Annotated in this window: 25 protein-coding genes and 1 pseudogene; 4 read left to right on the top strand and 22 right to left on the bottom strand. The window is 55.2% G+C overall.

The genetic code is table 11. The annotated features are described in order from the left end of the window. Positions 1 to 446 (top strand): metal ABC transporter permease (locus tag A5774_RS10570; RefSeq protein WP_064834708.1); only part of this gene is annotated, 446 nt, incomplete at its 5' end. A gap of 81 nt (positions 447 to 527) precedes the next feature. On the opposite strand, the gene A5774_RS10565 is transcribed toward A5774_RS10570, so the two are convergent. From A5774_RS10565 to A5774_RS10485, 17 genes are all read right to left on the bottom strand, one after another. Then, positions 528 to 731, bottom strand: coding sequence for a DUF2892 domain-containing protein (locus A5774_RS10565; protein ID WP_021351965.1), 204 nt, complete (start codon positions 729 to 731; stop codon positions 528 to 530). A gap of 166 nt (positions 732 to 897) precedes the next feature. Continuing rightward, positions 898 to 1395 (bottom strand): 50S ribosomal protein L17, encoded by a 498-nt coding sequence (gene rplQ, locus A5774_RS10560; protein ID WP_023018971.1) that lies wholly within the window; start codon positions 1393 to 1395, stop codon positions 898 to 900. A gap of 114 nt (positions 1396 to 1509) precedes the next feature. Continuing rightward, the gene (locus A5774_RS10555; RefSeq protein ID WP_021351967.1) at positions 1510 to 2517 is read right to left on the bottom strand and encodes a DNA-directed RNA polymerase subunit alpha; all 1008 of its coding nucleotides are present in this window, start codon (positions 2515 to 2517) and stop codon (positions 1510 to 1512) included. A gap of 81 nt (positions 2518 to 2598) precedes the next feature. Continuing rightward, positions 2599 to 3204 (bottom strand): 30S ribosomal protein S4, encoded by a 606-nt coding sequence (gene rpsD / locus A5774_RS10550; RefSeq protein ID WP_021351968.1) that lies wholly within the window; start codon positions 3202 to 3204, stop codon positions 2599 to 2601. Between the two features lie 21 nt (positions 3205 to 3225). Continuing rightward, positions 3226 to 3627, bottom strand: coding sequence for a 30S ribosomal protein S11 (rpsK, locus tag A5774_RS10545; RefSeq protein ID WP_018121275.1), 402 nt, complete (start codon positions 3625 to 3627; stop codon positions 3226 to 3228). A 3-nt stretch (positions 3628 to 3630) separates the two neighbouring features. Next, a complete protein-coding gene (gene rpsM / locus A5774_RS10540; protein ID WP_021351969.1) occupies positions 3631 to 3999 on the bottom strand; it encodes a 30S ribosomal protein S13 in 369 nt (122 codons plus the stop codon). Positions 4000 to 4185: 186 nt separating this feature from the next. Further along, positions 4186 to 4404 (bottom strand): translation initiation factor IF-1, encoded by a 219-nt coding sequence (infA, locus tag A5774_RS10535; RefSeq protein WP_018121277.1) that lies wholly within the window; start codon positions 4402 to 4404, stop codon positions 4186 to 4188. Positions 4405 to 4671: 267 nt separating this feature from the next. Next, on the bottom strand, positions 4672 to 5409 hold the full coding sequence (locus tag A5774_RS10530) for a L,D-transpeptidase (RefSeq protein WP_027017522.1): 738 nt from the start codon (positions 5407 to 5409) through the stop codon (positions 4672 to 4674). Positions 5410 to 5477: 68 nt separating this feature from the next. Continuing rightward, positions 5478 to 6023: an adenylate kinase gene (locus tag A5774_RS10525; protein WP_027017521.1), complete on the bottom strand. Its 546-nt coding sequence runs from the start codon at positions 6021 to 6023 to the stop codon at positions 5478 to 5480. Further along, positions 6023 to 7348: a preprotein translocase subunit SecY gene (secY, locus tag A5774_RS10520; RefSeq protein WP_023018969.1), complete on the bottom strand. Its 1326-nt coding sequence runs from the start codon at positions 7346 to 7348 to the stop codon at positions 6023 to 6025. Before secY ends, A5774_RS10525 begins: the two co-directional genes overlap by 1 nt. 342 nt (positions 7349 to 7690) lie before the next feature. After that, positions 7691 to 8140 carry a 50S ribosomal protein L15 gene (rplO, locus tag A5774_RS10515; RefSeq protein ID WP_021353412.1) on the bottom strand — a complete coding sequence of 150 codons (450 nt, stop codon included), beginning with the start codon at positions 8138 to 8140 and terminating at the stop codon, positions 7691 to 7693. Between the two features lie 7 nt (positions 8141 to 8147). After that, positions 8148 to 8333, bottom strand: coding sequence for a 50S ribosomal protein L30 (gene rpmD, locus A5774_RS10510; RefSeq protein ID WP_021353411.1), 186 nt, complete (start codon positions 8331 to 8333; stop codon positions 8148 to 8150). Between the two features lie 3 nt (positions 8334 to 8336). Continuing rightward, entirely contained in the window at positions 8337 to 8951 is a 615-nt protein-coding gene (rpsE, locus tag A5774_RS10505) for a 30S ribosomal protein S5 (RefSeq protein WP_021353410.1), read from the bottom strand. Positions 8952 to 8991: 40 nt separating this feature from the next. After that, on the bottom strand, positions 8992 to 9387 hold the full coding sequence (gene rplR / locus A5774_RS10500) for a 50S ribosomal protein L18 (protein ID WP_018121284.1): 396 nt from the start codon (positions 9385 to 9387) through the stop codon (positions 8992 to 8994). 3 nt (positions 9388 to 9390) lie between these two features. Continuing rightward, complete coding sequence (gene rplF / locus A5774_RS10495) at positions 9391 to 9927, bottom strand: 50S ribosomal protein L6 (protein ID WP_021353409.1); 537 nt, start codon at positions 9925 to 9927, stop codon at positions 9391 to 9393. A 17-nt stretch (positions 9928 to 9944) separates the two neighbouring features. Next, positions 9945 to 10340: a 30S ribosomal protein S8 gene (rpsH, locus tag A5774_RS10490; protein WP_021353408.1), complete on the bottom strand. Its 396-nt coding sequence runs from the start codon at positions 10338 to 10340 to the stop codon at positions 9945 to 9947. A 367-nt stretch (positions 10341 to 10707) separates the two neighbouring features. Next, complete coding sequence (locus A5774_RS10485; RefSeq protein WP_023018968.1) at positions 10708 to 11217, bottom strand: hypothetical protein; 510 nt, start codon at positions 11215 to 11217, stop codon at positions 10708 to 10710. A gap of 156 nt (positions 11218 to 11373) precedes the next feature. Between A5774_RS10485 and A5774_RS10480 the strand changes: the two genes are divergently transcribed. Beyond that, positions 11374 to 11574 carry a hypothetical protein gene (locus A5774_RS10480; protein WP_023018967.1) on the top strand — a complete coding sequence of 67 codons (201 nt, stop codon included), beginning with the start codon at positions 11374 to 11376 and terminating at the stop codon, positions 11572 to 11574. A gap of 71 nt (positions 11575 to 11645) precedes the next feature. Here A5774_RS10480 and rplE read toward each other — a convergent pair whose 3' ends face one another. The 3 genes and pseudogenes from rplE to A5774_RS10465 form a co-directional block, all read right to left on the bottom strand. Next, complete coding sequence (gene rplE, locus A5774_RS10475; protein WP_023018966.1) at positions 11646 to 12200, bottom strand: 50S ribosomal protein L5; 555 nt, start codon at positions 12198 to 12200, stop codon at positions 11646 to 11648. Between the two features lie 3 nt (positions 12201 to 12203). Beyond that, the gene (gene rplX / locus A5774_RS10470; protein WP_018121290.1) at positions 12204 to 12518 is read right to left on the bottom strand and encodes a 50S ribosomal protein L24; all 315 of its coding nucleotides are present in this window, start codon (positions 12516 to 12518) and stop codon (positions 12204 to 12206) included. Continuing rightward, positions 12519 to 12719: pseudogene (locus A5774_RS10465) on the bottom strand (uL14 family ribosomal protein); the annotation flags it as partial. 663 nt (positions 12720 to 13382) lie between these two features. Between A5774_RS10465 and A5774_RS11580 the strand changes: the two are divergent. Continuing rightward, complete coding sequence (locus A5774_RS11580; RefSeq protein WP_197490286.1) at positions 13383 to 13703, top strand: hypothetical protein; 321 nt, start codon at positions 13383 to 13385, stop codon at positions 13701 to 13703. A 185-nt stretch (positions 13704 to 13888) separates the two neighbouring features. On the opposite strand, the gene A5774_RS10455 is transcribed toward A5774_RS11580, so the two are convergent. Continuing rightward, positions 13889 to 14905 carry an iron-siderophore ABC transporter substrate-binding protein gene (locus A5774_RS10455; RefSeq protein WP_064834707.1) on the bottom strand — a complete coding sequence of 339 codons (1017 nt, stop codon included), beginning with the start codon at positions 14903 to 14905 and terminating at the stop codon, positions 13889 to 13891. Between the two features lie 77 nt (positions 14906 to 14982). Continuing rightward, positions 14983 to 15915, bottom strand: coding sequence for a methionyl-tRNA formyltransferase (locus A5774_RS10450; RefSeq protein WP_082936207.1), 933 nt, complete (start codon positions 15913 to 15915; stop codon positions 14983 to 14985). Between the two features lie 59 nt (positions 15916 to 15974). On the opposite strand from A5774_RS10450, the gene A5774_RS10445 reads away from it, so the two are divergent. After that, a complete protein-coding gene (locus tag A5774_RS10445; protein WP_064834706.1) occupies positions 15975 to 16979 on the top strand; it encodes an esterase family protein in 1005 nt (334 codons plus the stop codon). The last annotated feature ends 2 nt before the right edge of the window (positions 16980 to 16981 follow it).

Below are 16981 nucleotides of genomic sequence, written 5' to 3'. Positions count from 1 at the left end.
TCATGCTGGCGAACATCGTCTTCGTCGGCTGGCTCCTCCCCCTGCTTGGAGCTTGTGCCTTCGACGACCGTGCCGCCAAAGTCGCTGGCGTACCGGTACGGGCATTGCGCTTGACGACGCTCGCCTTAACCTCTTTGACGGTCACTGCGAGTTTTTACGCCGCCGGTGTGATGCTGGTGATCGCGATGATGGTATTGCCTGCGGCTACCGGGCGAATCTTCGCTGTCACTTTTCGCCTACCGGGCATTTCCATGCTGACCCAAATTCTGGGCAGTGCCGTCGTGATTGCACTAATAGGCAGCCTGGTGGGATTCTGGAGCGCGTATCGCATAGACATCCCCGCGGCTGTGGCAATCACCCTCGCTTATGCCCTGCTCTTGGTGGCGGCGCTCGGCTCAATGTCTTTGGGGCGGCACGGTCGCAAACGTGCTCCCGCTTTTGCCTAGGCTAGACCGCCGCTAGGTAAACGCCGCCCTGGTTTGATGCCGGACTATGTTAATACCAGTATGTGTTAACGCCAGGCTTTGTTAACGCCGCACTTTGCAGGTATTGATTCCCAGCAGGCGGTACAGCGGGCAGAAGCCCACTGCTGCGGTGATCACCAGAACGAGGCCGACGATGATCAACAGTGCGCGGAGGAAACCGCCTACTGCAAACAGCCCAATGAGCAAAGCAATAATGCCGACTACAGCACGGATTCCACGGTCTTGGTTAGATTCGTTGCGTTTCATAACTTCACTTTAATGCACAAAAGCTCTATTTCCTCTTCGTCAAGGAAATAGAGCTTAGTGATCTTCATTACACACAACCGTGTTGGTGTGCTGCAGATAAGGTACCGAGAGCTAGCAGTTGGTCATAAATAACAAACCACTAGCCCACCGCTAGAAAGCCGCGAGATTACTTCTCCTCGGAGTCTGCTTCGGTGTTAGCAGCGGCACCTTCAGAATCCATGTTGGATTCGTCAGATGGATCGGTGGAGTCGGAATCGGCCTTCGCAGCAGCAGCCTGAGTGGTGCGTTCTGCGGAAGCGGACACGGTCTCTTCCAGAACCAGGGAAATCTGGGTCATAGGAGCGTTGTCACCGGTACGGTTTTCCAGCTTCACCATGCGGGTGTAGCCGCCATCGCGTTTTTCGAACTTTGGAGCAAGTTCGTTGAATAGACGAGCAACAGCTTCCTTTTGCGGAACCTGTGCGAGTACCTCACGACGGTCAGCCAAGGTGCCGGAACGGGCCTTGGTGATCAGCTTCTCTGCGTATGGACGCAGCAGCTTAGCTTTGGCGTCGGTGGTCTTGATGGAGTCGTGCTCGAACAGTGCAGCGGCCAGATTCGACAGAATGTGACGCTGGTTGCGAGCCGAGCCTCCAATTCGGGCGCCTCGTTTTGGAGTAGGCATAGTGTTTCTCCTCGTATTATTTAAGTGAGCGCGTAAGCAGGGACACTAGGGAACTGTGCTTGCAGTGTCGGCACAGTATTCACTAAACAGTGAACCTGCCAGAACATATGCGCTTTACTCGGAATCTTCTGCAGGATCCTTGAAGTCGCCGGTTTCTGCGTCGTAGCCTTCCAACACAGTTGGGTCGAAATCTTCAGGTGCGTCCTTCAGAGTCAGATTCAGATTCGCCAGCTTGATCTTGACCTCATTGATCGACTTCTGGCCGAAGTTGCGGATATCCAACAAATCAGACTCGGTGCACTCGGCGAGCTCACCAACAGTGTGGATTTCCTGACGCTTCAGGCAGTTATACGAGCGAACAGAGAAGTTCAACTCCTCAATAGGCATACCGTAAGCGGCAATGTATTCGGATTCCTGTGGGGATGGTCCAATCTCAATGCCTTCTGCCTGCGTGTTAAGTTCGCGCGCCAGACCGAACAACTCGACCAGGGTACCGCCGGCGGAAGCGAGCGCGTCCCGAGCGGAAATCGAGTTTTTCGTCTCGACGTCGATGATCAGCTTATCGAAGTCAGTACGCTGCTCAACACGAGTTGCTTCCACCTTGTAGGACACCTTCAGCACTGGCGAGTAGATTTGATCTACTGGGATGCGTCCGATGTCTCCCGAGGTAGCCGCAGCAGGTACGTAGCCACGACCGCGTTCAACAACGAGCTCCATTTCAAAACGAGCATCGTCGTTCAGCGTTGCGATGTGCAGATCCGGGTTGTGGATCTCCACACCCGCTGGTGGCTGGATGTCACCGGCCGTAATAGTGCCCGCCCCCTGCTGGGAGACGTACATCACTACCGGCTCGTCCGAATCCGAGGACAGCACAAGGTCTTTGACGTTGAGAATGATTTCAGAAACGTCTTCCTTAACGCCGTTAATGGTCGTGAACTCGTGGAGTACGCCATCAATTTTGACGGAGGTGACCGCCGCCCCAGGGATCGAGGACAGCAACGTACGACGCAGCGAGTTACCCAGCGTGTAGCCGAACCCCGGCTCCAATGGTTCAATGACGAACTTGGAGCGGGAAGAATCGATAAATTCTTCGCTCAGCTGGGGACGCTGTGAAATAAGCATGAATTTTCTCCTTTGGCGCCCGCTATTTGACGCCGGCTAGGACAACAATGAGGAATGTAAAGCTGCAGATCCGAAGCCAGATTACTTCGAGTAAAGCTCGACGATGAGCTGTTCTTGCAGCGGAACGTCGATCTGAGCGCGCTCGGGCAACTGGTGCACGAGGATGCGCAAGGTATCAGGGACTACCTGCAACCAAGCCGGAACGACGGCGTCGGCAAGGGAGTCCTGGGCTTCTTCGAACCACTGCATCTTCTGCGAACGTGGGCGAACGTCGATGATGTCGTACTGGGTAACCGAGTAGGACGGGATGTCGATGTTCTTGCCATTCACGGTGAAGTGTCCGTGGGAAACCAACTGACGTGCCTGACGACGGGTCTTGGCCAGACCTGCACGGTAGACGACGTTATCCAGGCGGGATTCGAGCAAGATGACGAGGTTGTCACCAGTCTTGCCGTTCAGGCGGTTAGCCTCGGTGTAGTAACGACGGAACTGGCGTTCCAAAACACCGTAGGTGTACTTCGCCTTCTGCTTTTCCTGCAGCTGCAACAGGTATTCAGATTCTTTAATGCGGTTGCGTCCAGCGTGTCCTGGTGGGTAAGGACGACGCTCGAATGCCAAGTCTCCGCCGACTAGGTCGACGCGCAGACGGCGGGATACGCGGGTTGCGGGGCCAATATAACGAGCCATGTTTTAAACCTCTTCCTTCCCCTAGAACTTACGCTTTTTCGGTGGGCGGCAGCCATTGAATGGGTGCGGTGTGCCATCAGTGATGGAGTTGACCTCAAGGCCTGCAGCCTGCAGGGAACGAATGGCGGTCTCACGGCCAGAGCCCGGACCCTTGACGAAAACGTCAACCTTCTTCATGTTGTGATCCATTGCCTTGCGGGCGGCGTTTTCAGCAGCCATCTGTGCGGCGAATGGGGTGGACTTACGGGAGCCCTTGAAACCAACATGACCAGACGAAGCCCATGCAATAACAGCACCGGCAGGGTCAGTAATAGACACGATGGTGTTGTTGAAGGTCGACTTGATGTAGGCGTGGCCATGGGCCACATTCTTCTTTACGACGCGACGGCCACGGCGTGCGCCAGAGCGAGTCTTTGGAGGCATAAACTACTTCTTCTTTCCTGCGATCGTCTTCTTTGGACCCTTGCGAGTACGAGCATTGGTCTTGGTGCGCTGACCACGGACTGGCAGACCACGACGGTGGCGCAAACCTTGGTAGCTTCCAATCTCGATCTTGCGACGGATGTTGGCCTGGACTTCACGACGAAGGTCACCTTCGACGGTGTACTGAGCCTCGATCTGGTCGCGCAACGAGGACACCTGATCGTCTGTGAGGGCGTCGGTACGCAAATCAGGAGAGATGCCGGTAGCTTCCAGCAACTCGGTGGCACGGGTTGGACCGATGCCGTAAATGTAGGTGAGAGCGATCTCCATACGCTTGTTGCGTGGGAGATCCACACCAGCGAGACGTGCCATAAGGCGAGTCCTTTCGGGGTATGTACGGTGGTTTTCTCCCTACCCGCCCTGGATCGTGCGGCGTAGACGCAAAATATTGCGCCGTAATGCACACCAGGCTCGGGCCACCGCGGCCTGAGGTATACGAACAATTGTCCGCAGAGTTATTTGCGGACAGATTGTTTTGAGTAGGGAGGCTTACAGTCTTTACTTGTAGCGATAGACAATACGGCCACGGTTCAGGTCATATGGAGACAACTCCACGACGACCCGATCCTCGGGAAGGATACGGATGTAGTGCTGGCGCATCTTACCCGAAATATGAGCAAGCACCTCATGTCCGTTGTCTAGCTCGACTTTGAACATTGCGTTTGGCAAAGGCTCGGTTACCCGACCTTCAACCTCAATTGCGCCTTCCTTAGCCATATCCTCCGGCTTCCTGGCACAGGGCGAACTGCGCCGATTGCTTGTCTAATGCTTTACCGGCCTGAAAGAGTCTTATAAATGCAAAAACACCGGCCGCGGCCGGTGTCATTGAGTCGCGTCATGCTGGTCAAACGCAGCAAGACTAAACCTTGACAGACCAAGCTCCAACTATACAGAGCACTAGCAGCAAAAACAAACTTTTCCAGGTTTGCTTGTGCTTTCGCTCAGTTCAGACGGAGCCTGCCTGTCAGGAAGCTTAAGGCGATTTTAGTAAATGAAGACCTTGTCTCCGATATTCAAGTGGTTCCAGAAGGTGATCGCATCCTGATTTGGAAGACGTACGCATCCGGCGGAATCGTAAGCCGGAGAACCTTCGTGGAACGCATGTCCGTTATTGGTGAAATAAATCGCGTATGGCATCGGGGCGTTATTAAACTCGTAAGAGATCTCGTCCTTAACCTTACGGTTTACGTGGAAAGTACCTCGAGGGGTGTCCTGACCTGGTTTACCGGGAGCCATCGCGGACGCGACATGGGTGACAGATCCATGACCATCTTGCAGCCAAGTGCGTCGGCCGTCGATATCCACACAAACGCGAGCGTCAGCCGGACATGCTCCGGTGTCGATGTGCGGGCCGCGTGACGGGGCCGGGGTCATTGGCTCCGCGGGACCACGAGCGGCTTGTTGCTTTTGGGCGATCAGCCCCGGGAATACGAACTCCAGCGCTTGGTCGATGGTCTGCGCAAGACCCGCTGCAAATTGAGGGTTCAAGATGTTAGCCTGATGCACGAGTTGTGTTCGCAAATGCCAAGCACCGTCTCGGTTGCCTTGATCAAACTGTTGGACCAGCTGATTGAAGTCTGGGAATTGCGGGGCTTGGAACCGGTCAATAGCCGCCGACGAGCCTGGCAGTGGCTGTGCTTGCGCGGAGACGCCCGGAAGCATAACGGATACCAACATTGCCAAGCTGCCTACGAGGCCGGCAACGATTTTGCGTGTAGTCATGGAAGAGTTGTCCTTTTAATAAAACGGGACGCCTGCTGGCGATCCCCCATAGCTTATCGGATAGCTGGCTATTTCCCGAGCGCCTGCATGGTGCGTTGGTTAATTTCCGAGACTTCTCCCTCGGCTTGCACATTGATGACGTTGTCACCGTAGTGTTTAATCAGCGGGACTACTTCGTCACGGTATACCTCCAACCGTGTGCGGATTACGTCCTCCGTGTCGTCAGCACGCCCGCGTGCCTTCATGCGCTGAACGACAACATCCTCCGAAACTTCGAAGTTGACTACGTGATCGAGCCGCAGATTTTTCTTGCCGAGCAAGTCTTCCAGAATCTGAGCTTGTTCCACGGTCCTCGGGAAACCATCAAGAAGGAATCCTTCCTCGGTATCCGGCTCTTCCAAGCGGGACTCAACCATCCGAGCTGTAACGTCAGTAGGGACCAGCTTTCCGGCGTCGATGTATTCCTTGGCTTCGACGCCGAGCGGTGTGCCTTCTGAGATATTTGCCCGGAAGATATCACCAGTAGAGATATGCGGAACATTAAGTTTTTCACTGAGGATTTCAGCCTGGGTGCCTTTACCGGCGCCAGCTGGGCCAAGGAGTACCAATCGCATTATTTGAGCAGCCCTTCATAGTTGGATTGCAGAAGTTGGGATTCGATTTGCTTCACTGTGGTAAGAGCCACAGATACCATAATCAGGATAGCAGTACCACCAAACGCAGTCATGCCTGCGGAATCATTGGAGCCAACCCCCAAGTCAAGCGCAAGGTTCGGAAGGATCGCAATGAACGCGAGATAAATAGAACCAACGAACAGAAGCCGGTTCATGACGAAGCTCAAGTACATCGCGGTTGGGCGGCCTGGGCGGATACCAGGAATGAAGCCGCCGTACTTCTTCATGTTTTCTGCTTGCTCATTCGGGTCATACTGAATCGAGGTATAGAAATAAGAGAAGAAGATAATCAGCGTGACATAAACCGCGATATAGACATACGACGATGGCGATTGCAGATTCGCAATTACATTGCGCATCCACCAGTTGTCAGGTGGTGTCGGGTTCGAAGAGTTCACAATCTCGGTGATTAAAACCGGCATGTAAATCAACGACGAAGCGAAGATAACCGGGATAACTCCGGCCTGGTTGACCTTCAGTGGCAGGTAAGTCGAAGATCCACCGTACTGACGACGGCCGACCATCCGCTTTGCGTATTGAACCGGAATCCGACGCTGGCCTTGCTCCATGAAGGTAATACCGACAACGAGCGCCACCACAGCTGCGCATACGACCGCAAAAACGACTCCGCCGTTGTCCTGCAAGATCCTGTAACCATCGGTAGGAAGGCGTGTTGCGATACCGGCGAAAATGAGCAACGACATGCCGTTTCCAATGCCTTTTTCGGTGATGAGCTCACCAAGCCACATCACGAAAATCGCGCCGGTAGTCATCACCGTCACGAGAAGAACGAGGTCAAAAACGGTGCGGTCAGGATCCAAAACCTCTACACCCTGCCCCAGCAGCTGGTTCCTGTCCGCCAAGGCGACGATGCCCGCCGATTGCAACAGCGCCAGGGCAAGCGTCATGTACCTGGTGTATTGGGTCATCTTCGCTTGGCCGGATTGGCCCTCTTTTTTCAACTGCTCAAAATGTGGAATCACGACGGTGAGCAACTGCGAAATAATGGAGGCCGTAATGTACGGCATGATGCCGATGGCAAATATCGATAGCTGCAGCAGTGCGCCACCGGAAAACAGGTTAATGACGGAATACAAGCTGTCATTTTCTTGGGTCAACTCATGGAGTCGCCCAGAAATGTTTTGATAATCCACGCCCGGTGATGGGATCTGCGCGCCGACGCGGTAGATCACGATCAAAAGAATCGTGAACAAAATCTTGCGCCGAAGATCCGCATCCTTAAAAGCCTGAATGATGGCAGACACTAAAGCCTCCTAGCCCAACTACTGCCACCGTGGAAAGTGACGCAAAGGCAACCGATTAGTTCTTATTTGTGTGCATTTGAGGGTTAGCCGTCGCCGACTAAATCCAAATACCTGCGTGCAAGCTTATGCGCGCGTGACCCTAGTAGCCTACCAGTCTTCTCTAACTGAAAACACCTCGCGTCGATGTGTGATAGGACAACCTTAATCATTCTTGGGAAAACGACCCAGGGTGCGGGTATAACAAAGCCCCTGACACTGCGTAGTGCAGCCTCAGGGGCGTTAGGCGATAGCGATGCTTAGAGCATTCTTTGGGAAGCCCATAAGCTAGTCATCGCATAGAAATTATGCCTTGGTGGTAGATCCGCCAGCGGCTTCAATCTTTTCGACGGCCGATTTAGAGAACTTCTGCGCGGTAACGTTGACCTTGACAGAGATCTCGCCGTTGCCTAAGACCTTGACCGGCTGATTTTTGCGAACCAAACCGTTGTTGACCAAGTCAGCGACGGTGATGTCGCCACCTTGTGGGAAGGCCTTTTCCAGATCAGTAACGTTAACAACCTGGAATACAACCTTGTTCGGGTTTTTGAAGCCGCGCAGCTTTGGCAAACGCATCTGGATTGGCATTTGGCCACCCTCGAAGTTTGCTGCTACCTGCTTACGTGCTTTTGTACCCTTGGTACCACGACCAGCTGTCTTACCGCGCTTGCCGCCTTCACCGCGGCCGACGCGACGCTTAGCCTTATTCGCACCCTTTTCTGGGCGCAAGTCGTGCAGTTTGATGATATCGCTCATGGTGTATCTACTCCCCTGCCACTTCTTCTACGGTGACCAGGTGGCGCACCTTCTGAATGATGCCACGGATCGCCGGCGTGTCCTTCTGGACAACAGAATGGCGAATACGCTTCAGGCCCAGTGCCTCCATGTTGGCCTTCTGGTTCGGCGTGCTACCGACCAAGCCACGTGTTTGAGTAATCTTCAGAGCCATGGTTTATGCCTCCTGTCCTGCGCGAGCGCGCAGCATACGGGCTGGAGCAACCTCTTCAACGGATTTGCCACGACGTGCGGCGACTTCCTCAGGGCGCACCAGCTGCTTTAGGCCGTCCACGGTGGCGCGAACGACGTTTAGAGCGTTGTCCGAGCCCAGCGACTTGGACAGGATGTCCTGTACACCAGCGCACTCCAGTACTGGACGTGCGGCGCCACCAGCGATGACACCAGTACCTGGAGCTGCAGGCTTCAGCATAACGACGCCTGCTGCGTCTTCACCCTGTACTGGGTGGGTGATAGTTCCGCCCACCATTGGGACGCGGAAGAAGTTCTTGCGGGCTTCTTCAGCACCCTTCTGGATTGCGGCTGGAACTTCCTTGGCCTTGCCATAGCCAACTCCGACCATACCTTCGCCGTCACCGACGATGACCAGAGCGGTGAAGCTCATGTTGCGGCCACCCTTGACAGTCTTGGAAACCCGGTTGATGGCTACAACGCGCTCGATGTACTTATCGCGCTCGTTGTCTTGATTGCGACGATCGTTACGACGATTGTTGCGATCGTTCTTCTTGTTGTCGGCGGAGCGTCCGCCGTCGCGCTGATCACGATCCGACATTACGCGTCCTTTCCGTTGGTGTGTGCAACTGCGTTGATCATTAGAACTTCAGACCACCTTCACGTGCGGCGTCAGCGAAAGCAGCAACGCGACCGTGGTACTTGTAACCGGCGCGGTCGAATACAACTGCTTCGATGCCTGCTTCTTGGGCACGCTGTGCGATAAGCTTGCCGACCTCGGCACCACGTGCCTTCTTGTCGCCCTCTGCGTCGCGGATCTCCATGGTGGATGCGGCAGCCAGGGTGTGGCCGGCGAGGTCGTCGATCAGCTGAGCGTGCAGGTGACGCGCGGTGCGGTGAACGACCAAACGTGGGGTCTGTGGGGTTCCACGCAGCGTCTTACGAATACGGAAATGACGGCGTGCACGTGCTTCACGACGGCGGGACGAAATGTCCTTACCGACCGGAGTGCGCTTGGTATTCTCAGAATTAGACATTGCTTACTTACCCGTCTTTCCGACCTTGCGACGTACCTGTTCGCCGACGTAGCGGATGCCCTTACCCTTGTAAGGATCGTGCTTACGCAGACGACGGATATTCGCCGCAACTTGGCCAACCTGTTGCTTGTCGATACCAGAGATAGAGAACTTGGTGTTGCCGTCTACAGCGAAGGTGATGCCTTCATCAGCCTTGACTGGTACGGAGTGCGAGTAGCCCAGAGCGAACTCCAGGTCCTTACCCTTTTGCTGCACACGGTAACCAACACCGTGGATTTCCATCTTGATTTCGTAGCCTTCGGTTACACCGATAACGCAGTTGTTCACCAAAGAACGTGCAAGACCGTGCAGAGAACGGTTCTTGCGGTGGTTGTCCGGGCGTGAAACGCGAAGTTCACCGTCTTCCTGGACGATGGAAATTGGCTCTGGAACGTCCACCTCCAAGGTGCCCTTTGGGCCCTTGACAGAAACGTTCTGGCCATCGATTTTTACCTCGACGCCGCTAGGGACGGCGATTGGTGCCAAACCAACTCGTGACATTAATAATCACCCTTCCCTTACCAGACGTAGGCGATGACTTCTCCGCCTACGCCTTTCTGCTCAGCCTCGCGGTCGGTCAACAGGCCGTGGGAGGTGGAAATGATAGCCACACCCAGTCCGCCCAGAACCTTAGGGAGCTCCGTAGCCTTTGCGTAGACACGCAAACCTGGCTTCGAAACGCGACGCAGGCCAGACAGAGCGCGCTCGCGGCCGTTGTACTTCAGGTCCAGCGACAAGGTCTTCTTTGCCTTTTCGCCTTCCACGGAATAATCGGAAATGTAGCCTTCTTGCTTCAGGATTCCAGCGATATTCGCCTTGATCTTGGATGCAGGCATGGACACGGTGTCGTGCTGCGCGTGGTTAGCGTTGCGCACCCGTGAGAGCATGTCTGCAATCGGGTCAGTCATGGTCATGTGTTGACCTTGAACCTTTCTCGTTGCGGTTCCCGAACTCACCTTAAGGGCGTTACCGGGCTGTTTTGGGCAACTTAACGCTCCCATGCTCAATAGCATGTTTGCTCGCTACCTCAATGAAGCTCGGTCGCCATGATGGCGAGGGGCCTACAACAAACGTAGGAAAAACTTGCAAGTCTGTGCGTGCAGAGTAAACGCTAAAACGGTTCTTCCCGCCGACGCTAAATCTCTATTCAGGCTACGGTGTTTTAGACACACGTATCCCAAAAAGCACAAGACGCCCCAACCCTAGCAGGATTGAGGCGATTCGGCCAACCATTAGAACGCTTAGCCGACTCTGCGTGCCAATGTCACCGGCAAATTAGCTTTAGGAGTTTCTCCTTGCGTCTTTCTTAGCCTTTCGTGCGGCCTTCTTGGCAGCTTTCTTTTCTGCCTTAGCAATCTTGCGTTCCTGCAGTACACCAGAGATACGATCCTGCTGATCCAGAGCGATCAGCCCTGTGCCAATCGCAACCATCATGGAATCCTTTGCGATAGACATGCCATCTTGAGTTGGGCGGATGCCATCCTCGCGGGTCATATCGTCGTTACGGAAGTAAATGCTCAACAGACCTGCGCCAAAGGTGGTCAGCGCGAGACCGGCAAGGCGGTTGGAAACGAATGGCGCCAACAGCGCGCCACCGACAGCGACTTCGGAAGCACCGATGATAGTGCCAAACTTATCGGACGGCAGTTCCTTCACCTGCGGAATGCCCGTAGCAGCAAAGTCCTGTAGACCTTTCGAGGATTCTGCATCCATACCCAACTTGGAAATGCCGGAATCCGCGATGAGGGCACCTGGGATAGCGCGGAGAAGAATGCTTGGGATTGTAGACATAGTTATTGGCTCCTTGTAGGTTTCTTGCATCACCACTCTAAATAGCGATTGTAGCTATTCTAGCAATACACGCAGGTGATTAATTTGACAATGACCGCCAGATCCATTGCATAGCAGGTTGCCGTTGCACTGGCGCGATAAGGAGGTACGCGTACTGTGGCGACAAAAGATAAAAAACGGCGCGATGATTGGATTTGTTTTACAACGCTGATGTTGCTCGGTCTTTTTCACTGGTTGTTGTACTTCATACGAGATTCTTCTGAGTTAATCATCGCCGTCATCCCCAGCCTCATCGCTTTTCTAGCTGCATGGTATTTCTACCCAAGAAGAAAACAACCCAAGGACACCAAAAAATGACTTTAACCCCTCCGGTTTCATGTCGGAGGGGTTAAAGTTCTTAACAAACAGACTTATTCAGTACTGCAAAACTACTTTTTGAATGGGAATCCCAGCTCACGAAGTAGTGCGCGACCTTCATCGTCGTTGGTAGCGCTGGTAACAACGGTGATATCCATACCACGTGGACGATCAACCTTGTCGATGTCGATCTCGTAGAACATAGTCTGCTCAGACAGACCGAAGGTGTAGTTTCCGTGGCCATCGAACTGCTGATCGGACAAGCCGCGGAAGTCACGAATACGTGGCAGCGCGATAGTCAACAAACGGTCCAAGAACTCCCACATGCGGTCGCCACGCATGGTGACGCGCACGCCAATTGGCATACCTTCGCGCAGCTTGAAGTTCGCGATGGACTTCTTAGCGCGACGCAGCTGTGGCTTCTGACCGGTGATCAGAGTAAGGTCCTCAACCGCACCGTTGATCAGCTTGGAGTCGCGAGCAGCGTCGCCAACACCCATGTTGACAACAACTTTGACAACACCGGGGATCTCCATGACGTTCTCGTAAGAGAATTCGTCATTCAGCTTGTTCTTGATTTCGTCGCGGTAACGGGTTTTCAGACGTGGAGTGTAGTTGTCGCTCATGCCTTAAATATCCTTCCCGTTGCGACGAGCAATGCGGACTTTCTTGCCGTTCTCGTCAAAGCGGTAGCCAACGCGAGTTGGGTTACCGTCAGAATCCAGCACCGCGACGTTCGAGACGTGGATTGGTGCTTCCTGGGTAACGATTCCGCCAGACTCGGCGCCGCGCTCCGGCGCAGAGTTCGCAACGTGCTTCTTGATGCGGTTGACGCCCTCAACCAAAACCTTGTTGGTCTTTGGGTATGCCTCAATGACCTTGCCTTGCGCGCCCTTATCTGGGCCCGAAATGACCTGGACCATATCGCCCTTATGTACCTTCACCTAGATCACCTCCGGTGCGAGAGAAACAATCTTCATGAACTTCTTCTCACGCAGCTCACGAGCGACAGGCCCGAAGATACGGGTACCGCGTGGGTCATTATCGTTGGAACGAAGAATGACAGCAGCGTTTTCGTCGAAAGCAATGTAGGAACCGTCCGCACGACGGGTTTCCTTCTTTGCGCGAACGATGACGGCGCGAACCCCAAACGGACACTTCAATTGCGCAACGGGCGAGTTTCAATCCGGTAACGGTGAGCTAATTTCTTCTCCCACGAAATTTCTTCCCTTGCGAGCCTTAAGCGCTCTCCAGAGGAGTTCGTCGATCACCAGCTACTGCGCGCGCCGCACACACAAGCCCATCGACTGATCCCCGTCACAATTCACAGCGTGGACTACCTGACGGACACTTTGCTACACATCGTGGTACATGCCGAAGAACTCAAGAGTTACATACTCACAGGTCCGGATGAGTTCTTCGGTCTATTGATACCACCACCAAATCAGCCCTTTAGTTCTCCGGAGAGCTTCGCTGCCTCTCCCATCGAGGGTCTAAATATACGGGTCGCCGTGGCCGCAACGCCCCCCCCCCGAAATGCGGCCCAGTCTGCGGTGGTATACCGTGCGTTGCCTCGACACACCCCCGGCTTGCTCGCGTTTAACGTCGGCACGCACGGATTGAATGCGCTGCCAACTGACACCAGCCCTCTCGCCGAATCTTCTACGGACGCACCCACCGGCCCTGGCTTGTCGTGGTCTTAGTCCGGAAAGCCGGGCGACCCCGCTGGCTTGTGGACATGCCAAAGAGTGTGGCATCGCGACCACCGTACACAGTTGTTGGTGGCAGATCCTTCATCCTTGCCTTGCGTGAGCACGATCCTGGAGTACCTTACCATGCTCTATCCGGAGCAGCTCGTAGACACCCACGTCATCGCAATCATCAGTACCAATTCAGAGCCTCACCTGAAAGATTGGCGCAACGCCTTAGGCAGCCTCACCTGGATCACCGCAGGTTCTGACGGTTACGCACAGCCCGTCACCGATCTTCTCGGCAGCATCAACGTTGAGTCTCCGCAGAATCGACAACTCAAGCCCCACGTAGACGTGGATTATGTGCGAGTCCGCCGGGGAAAGAGATTTCTGCAAGGTGGTGTGCTCGCACGCCACCAAGAAATGGTAGCTCAATAAAGACGACGTCCTGCGGCGCCCTTATTGGTTCGTCGGCAAGGCTTGGTCCCTAGCGTGCAGCCGTTACCCCTGTAGGTGACGGCCCTAGCTTTCAACAACAGTAAAACCAACCCAGTACTTTTGAATTAACCGGCCCTTGAAAGTTGGGCTGGTTTAATTCTAGGTGGTTCGGCAGTTGATTCAGACTACTTCGTGGCATCTGCCAACGGCTGCTCGATCTTGTCCAGCAAATAGTTCAGGCTCAGCACGGTCTGCCACCCGAAGGCCTTTTCCAAGTCGCCTTCCAAATAAACGCTGCGTCCGTCCTTCACCGCAGGCAGCTCGCCCACGATCGGATCCTCGATCACAGAAGCCTTGCTCTGCGTCGGAGAGTAAGACAGCTGGTCCCACACCAGTACGTCGGAATTGATCTTGGCTGCGTTTTCCTTGGAGACCTCGCCGTAGAACTTATCCTTGGTGATGCCCGCGTAGGCCGGGTTGATCTTGAATCCCAGCTCGGTGAAGAAGCGGCTGCGCGGATCACCCTCGGCAAAGACCGCCAGATTTTCGTCAGAGACAGTGGCTACACCGAGTTCCTTCTCGGCCCACTCTGGGTGGCGGGCCTTGAGCTCTGCGAACTTCTCCTTGACCTGCTCCACCTGGCGCTTTGCCTCTTCAGGCTTGCCCACGGCCTGCCCGATCTCTTCCGTGGTCACGTCCCATGGTTGCTGTAGTTCTTCGTATTCGCCCTTTTGTACGACGACAGGGGCGATCTCAGACAGCTTCTTGTACGTGGCTTCATCGATATCCGAGTAAACGGCCACGATGAGGTCTGGCTTGTCCTTAGCGATAGCTTCCGCATTAACCTCTGCGTGTTTGTCGATCCGAGGAGTCTCGCCCTCGATCTTGTCATTGGACCAGTTGCCCGCAGCCTGACCATCCGGAGTCATTCCGTCCCAGTAGTTCACGGAGACAGGAGTAACTCCCAGTGCCAGCAGTGCGTCCTGATCCGTGTAGCCCAAGGAGACCACACGCTGTGGGGCTTCCTTGATTTCGGTCGAGCCGTAGCGGTGCTCGATGGTGGTGGGGAATGCGCCCTGCTCGGCGTTGACTGCCTGGGAATCCCCGGAGTTTCCGGACTGGTCATCAGTCGAGCACGCGGTCAGTGCTGCGCCCAAGGTCAGCACAGCAGCGGTGCTAACGAGAATCTTCTTGAGTGTCATTTTTCTCCGTTGTTATTGGCGACGGATTTCCGCGCTAGGCGTAGCCCGTACATAAAAGGGAAAGGTCAAACCTTTGGTTAGATATATCCAGCCCTATGTCCAAAGAATTCGGTCGCGGGCAGTTCCGAGTTGTCGTCGAGACGAACACGATCCAGAACAATCGCCGGCGCCGGCACGTTGGCACGGGGCGACCCGCAGACCACCGCAATTCCTCCCTCGTAAGGGATGGTGACTCGGCCGGGGGTTCCGCCGAAGCGGCCTTGCGAGACATGCGCGGAAAGCACGCGGACGCGCTGACCTCGAAACTCGAAGTAAGCATTGGGATACGGATCAGACTGCGCCCTGACCAGCAAGGCGATATCTTCCGCAGGTTGGGTGAAATCTATGCGAGATTCCCGCTCGCCACGCTTATGGAAGTACGTAGCACGTGTGGGATCTTGAGGTTGTGCGGTGGCGGTGCCTTGGGCGACGTCACTCAATGCGCGTTCCACGAGGGGCTCGATGAGGTCGATGGTCTTGGCCACGAGATCCGTGGTGGTGTCCTGCGGACCGACTGGGATCGCGCGCTGGGCGATGATGGGGCCGCCGTCCAACACTTCGTCCATCCCATGCACGGTGACGCCCACGTGAGTTTCCCGGTTCAGCAACGCCCACAGTATGGGCGAAAATCCGGCATACTCCGGCAGGAGACCATCGTGTACGTTCAATGCACCGTGCTTGGCCACACCGAAGACCTCGGGAGGAAGCCAGGTTCGCCAATTGTTGGCCACGATGACGTCTGGTGCAGCATCGCGCAACGCCTCAATGACGTCTTGCCCCACGCGCTCTACGACGCACACCGGGAGCCCATGCTCGCTGGCGAGCTCTTCAACGGAGTCTGCCCACATTTGCTCATATGGGTGGTCACTGGCAGGGTGCGTAACCACCAAAACTACTTCATAACCAGCACTGATGACCGCAGACAACGTCCGATGTCCCCACGTTTGATAGCCAAAAACAGCAACTCGCATAGTAAAGATGTTAGCTTAAGTTTACCTATGCAGTCAAGAATGAAGGTGGCGTAATTCTCATGTCAGATTCCCCAGACGAGACCTCCCATCACCACATCTCGGTACCCACAGACGCTGAGGCCCTCGTTTTCACAGACCCCTACCGTCCAAACATTGAGCTCACCGATTCAGTGTCCACCGTAGACGTGAGCATTCCGGCACACTCCTCGGTGACCTATAGCTTTCAATCCGGTGAGCTGAAGTATCCCGACCCAAATAATGCATACGGCGCAGGCCCACAGGCGAGCCTGTTGAACGGCGGTTCCGTGGACCAGACATTCTGGCCGCCTCGCTCCTCAGCAGTCATCGCGGACTTGCCTGGGGCACGCCTATCCATCGACCGAAACGTATTCGGCAGACGCTGCACCGCGCGCCTCGATGACCGCGGTGCAGATATCACCGCGGTGTTTCTAGACGGCGATGACTGGATACACCTGCATGACCTCACGGGTGCACTGGACCTGGCCGTCACGGCAGGACTCATCCCCCAGATCAACCGCGTCTTCCTGCCAGCGGCCAAAGACCGTAGCGAGGAGTACACCTCTCAAGCATTCGCCAGCGCACTGGCCACCGAACTTCCGGCGATCATCAAGAGCAGCCACATAGTCCTGGTGGGGCAAAGCCTCGGCGGGCTCTCCGCCCTGCGGGCTACTCTTGCGGCTTCCACTGAAACCACGCCTGCAATCAAAGGAGCCATCGCTCAATCCCCGGCCGTCTGGTGGTTCGCTGACCGCTCGACAGAGCAAGCGGACGCACTCTCGGATGGCCCTGCAGGTGGCGACATTGCCGCACAGCTTGCCCACCCTTCACTCGAAATTCCTGCCGCTCACAGCGGCTCCGGTCTGCCACGCATCATACTGACGTGCGGTGCAGAGGAACCACCCATGCAACGACACGTGGACGCAGTAGCGGATGCGCTGACACGTCGCGGTTTTCCCACCACCAATCACCGCACGCCCGGTGGCCACGATCCCGCGATGTGGCGCCACGGGATCATCCCGGCACTCGCCGAACTGCTGGGCTGAGT

The organism is Corynebacterium sp. EPI-003-04-2554_SCH2473622 (assembly GCF_001665955.1).
Classification (GTDB): Bacteria; Actinomycetota; Actinomycetes; order Mycobacteriales; family Mycobacteriaceae; genus Corynebacterium; species Corynebacterium pseudodiphtheriticum.
The sequence above is the reverse complement of the archived record's forward strand: the minus strand, read 5'-3'. Positions and strand labels throughout refer to the sequence as shown.

Coding starts and splice junctions, on each gene's coding strand:
- rpsD (WP_021351968.1), bottom strand. CDS start 3,204: ATGGCTCGTTATATTGGCCCCGCAACCCGCGTATCCCGCCGTCTGCGC.
- rplO (WP_021353412.1), bottom strand. CDS start 8,140: ATGAGCGATATCATCAAACTGCACGACTTGCGCCCAGAAAAGGGTGCG.
- A5774_RS10555 (WP_021351967.1), bottom strand. CDS start 2,517: ATGCTTATTTCACAGCGTCCCCAGCTGAGCGAAGAATTTATCGATTCT.
- rpsE (WP_021353410.1), bottom strand. CDS start 8,951: ATGTCGGATCGTGATCAGCGCGACGGCGGACGCTCCGCCGACAACAAG.
- A5774_RS10525 (WP_027017521.1), bottom strand. CDS start 6,023: ATGCGATTGGTACTCCTTGGCCCAGCTGGCGCCGGTAAAGGCACCCAG.
- infA (WP_018121277.1), bottom strand. CDS start 4,404: ATGGCTAAGGAAGGCGCAATTGAGGTTGAAGGTCGGGTAACCGAGCCT.
- A5774_RS10455 (WP_064834707.1), bottom strand. CDS start 14,905: ATGACACTCAAGAAGATTCTCGTTAGCACCGCTGCTGTGCTGACCTTG.
- A5774_RS10485 (WP_023018968.1), bottom strand. CDS start 11,217: ATGTCTACAATCCCAAGCATTCTTCTCCGCGCTATCCCAGGTGCCCTC.
- rplQ (WP_023018971.1), bottom strand. CDS start 1,395: ATGCCTACTCCAAAACGAGGCGCCCGAATTGGAGGCTCGGCTCGCAAC.
- rpsM (WP_021351969.1), bottom strand. CDS start 3,999: ATGGCACGTCTCGCTGGTGTGGATCTCCCACGCAACAAGCGTATGGAG.
- rplR (WP_018121284.1), bottom strand. CDS start 9,387: ATGTCTAATTCTGAGAATACCAAGCGCACTCCGGTCGGTAAGGACATT.
- A5774_RS10565 (WP_021351965.1), bottom strand. CDS start 731: ATGAAACGCAACGAATCTAACCAAGACCGTGGAATCCGTGCTGTAGTC.
- rplF (WP_021353409.1), bottom strand. CDS start 9,927: ATGTCACGAGTTGGTTTGGCACCAATCGCCGTCCCTAGCGGCGTCGAG.
- rpmD (WP_021353411.1), bottom strand. CDS start 8,333: ATGGCTCTGAAGATTACTCAAACACGTGGCTTGGTCGGTAGCACGCCG.
- A5774_RS10450 (WP_082936207.1), bottom strand. CDS start 15,915: ATGCGAGTTGCTGTTTTTGGCTATCAAACGTGGGGACATCGGACGTTG.
- rpsK (WP_018121275.1), bottom strand. CDS start 3,627: ATGCCTCCAAAGACTCGCTCTGGCGCACGCCGTGGCCGTCGCGTCGTA.
- A5774_RS10445 (WP_064834706.1), top strand. CDS start 15,975: ATGTCAGATTCCCCAGACGAGACCTCCCATCACCACATCTCGGTACCC.
- A5774_RS10530 (WP_027017522.1), bottom strand. CDS start 5,409: ATGACTACACGCAAAATCGTTGCCGGCCTCGTAGGCAGCTTGGCAATG.
- rpsH (WP_021353408.1), bottom strand. CDS start 10,340: ATGACCATGACTGACCCGATTGCAGACATGCTCTCACGGGTGCGCAAC.
- rplE (WP_023018966.1), bottom strand. CDS start 12,200: ATGAGCGACAACTACACTCCACGTCTGAAAACCCGTTACCGCGACGAA.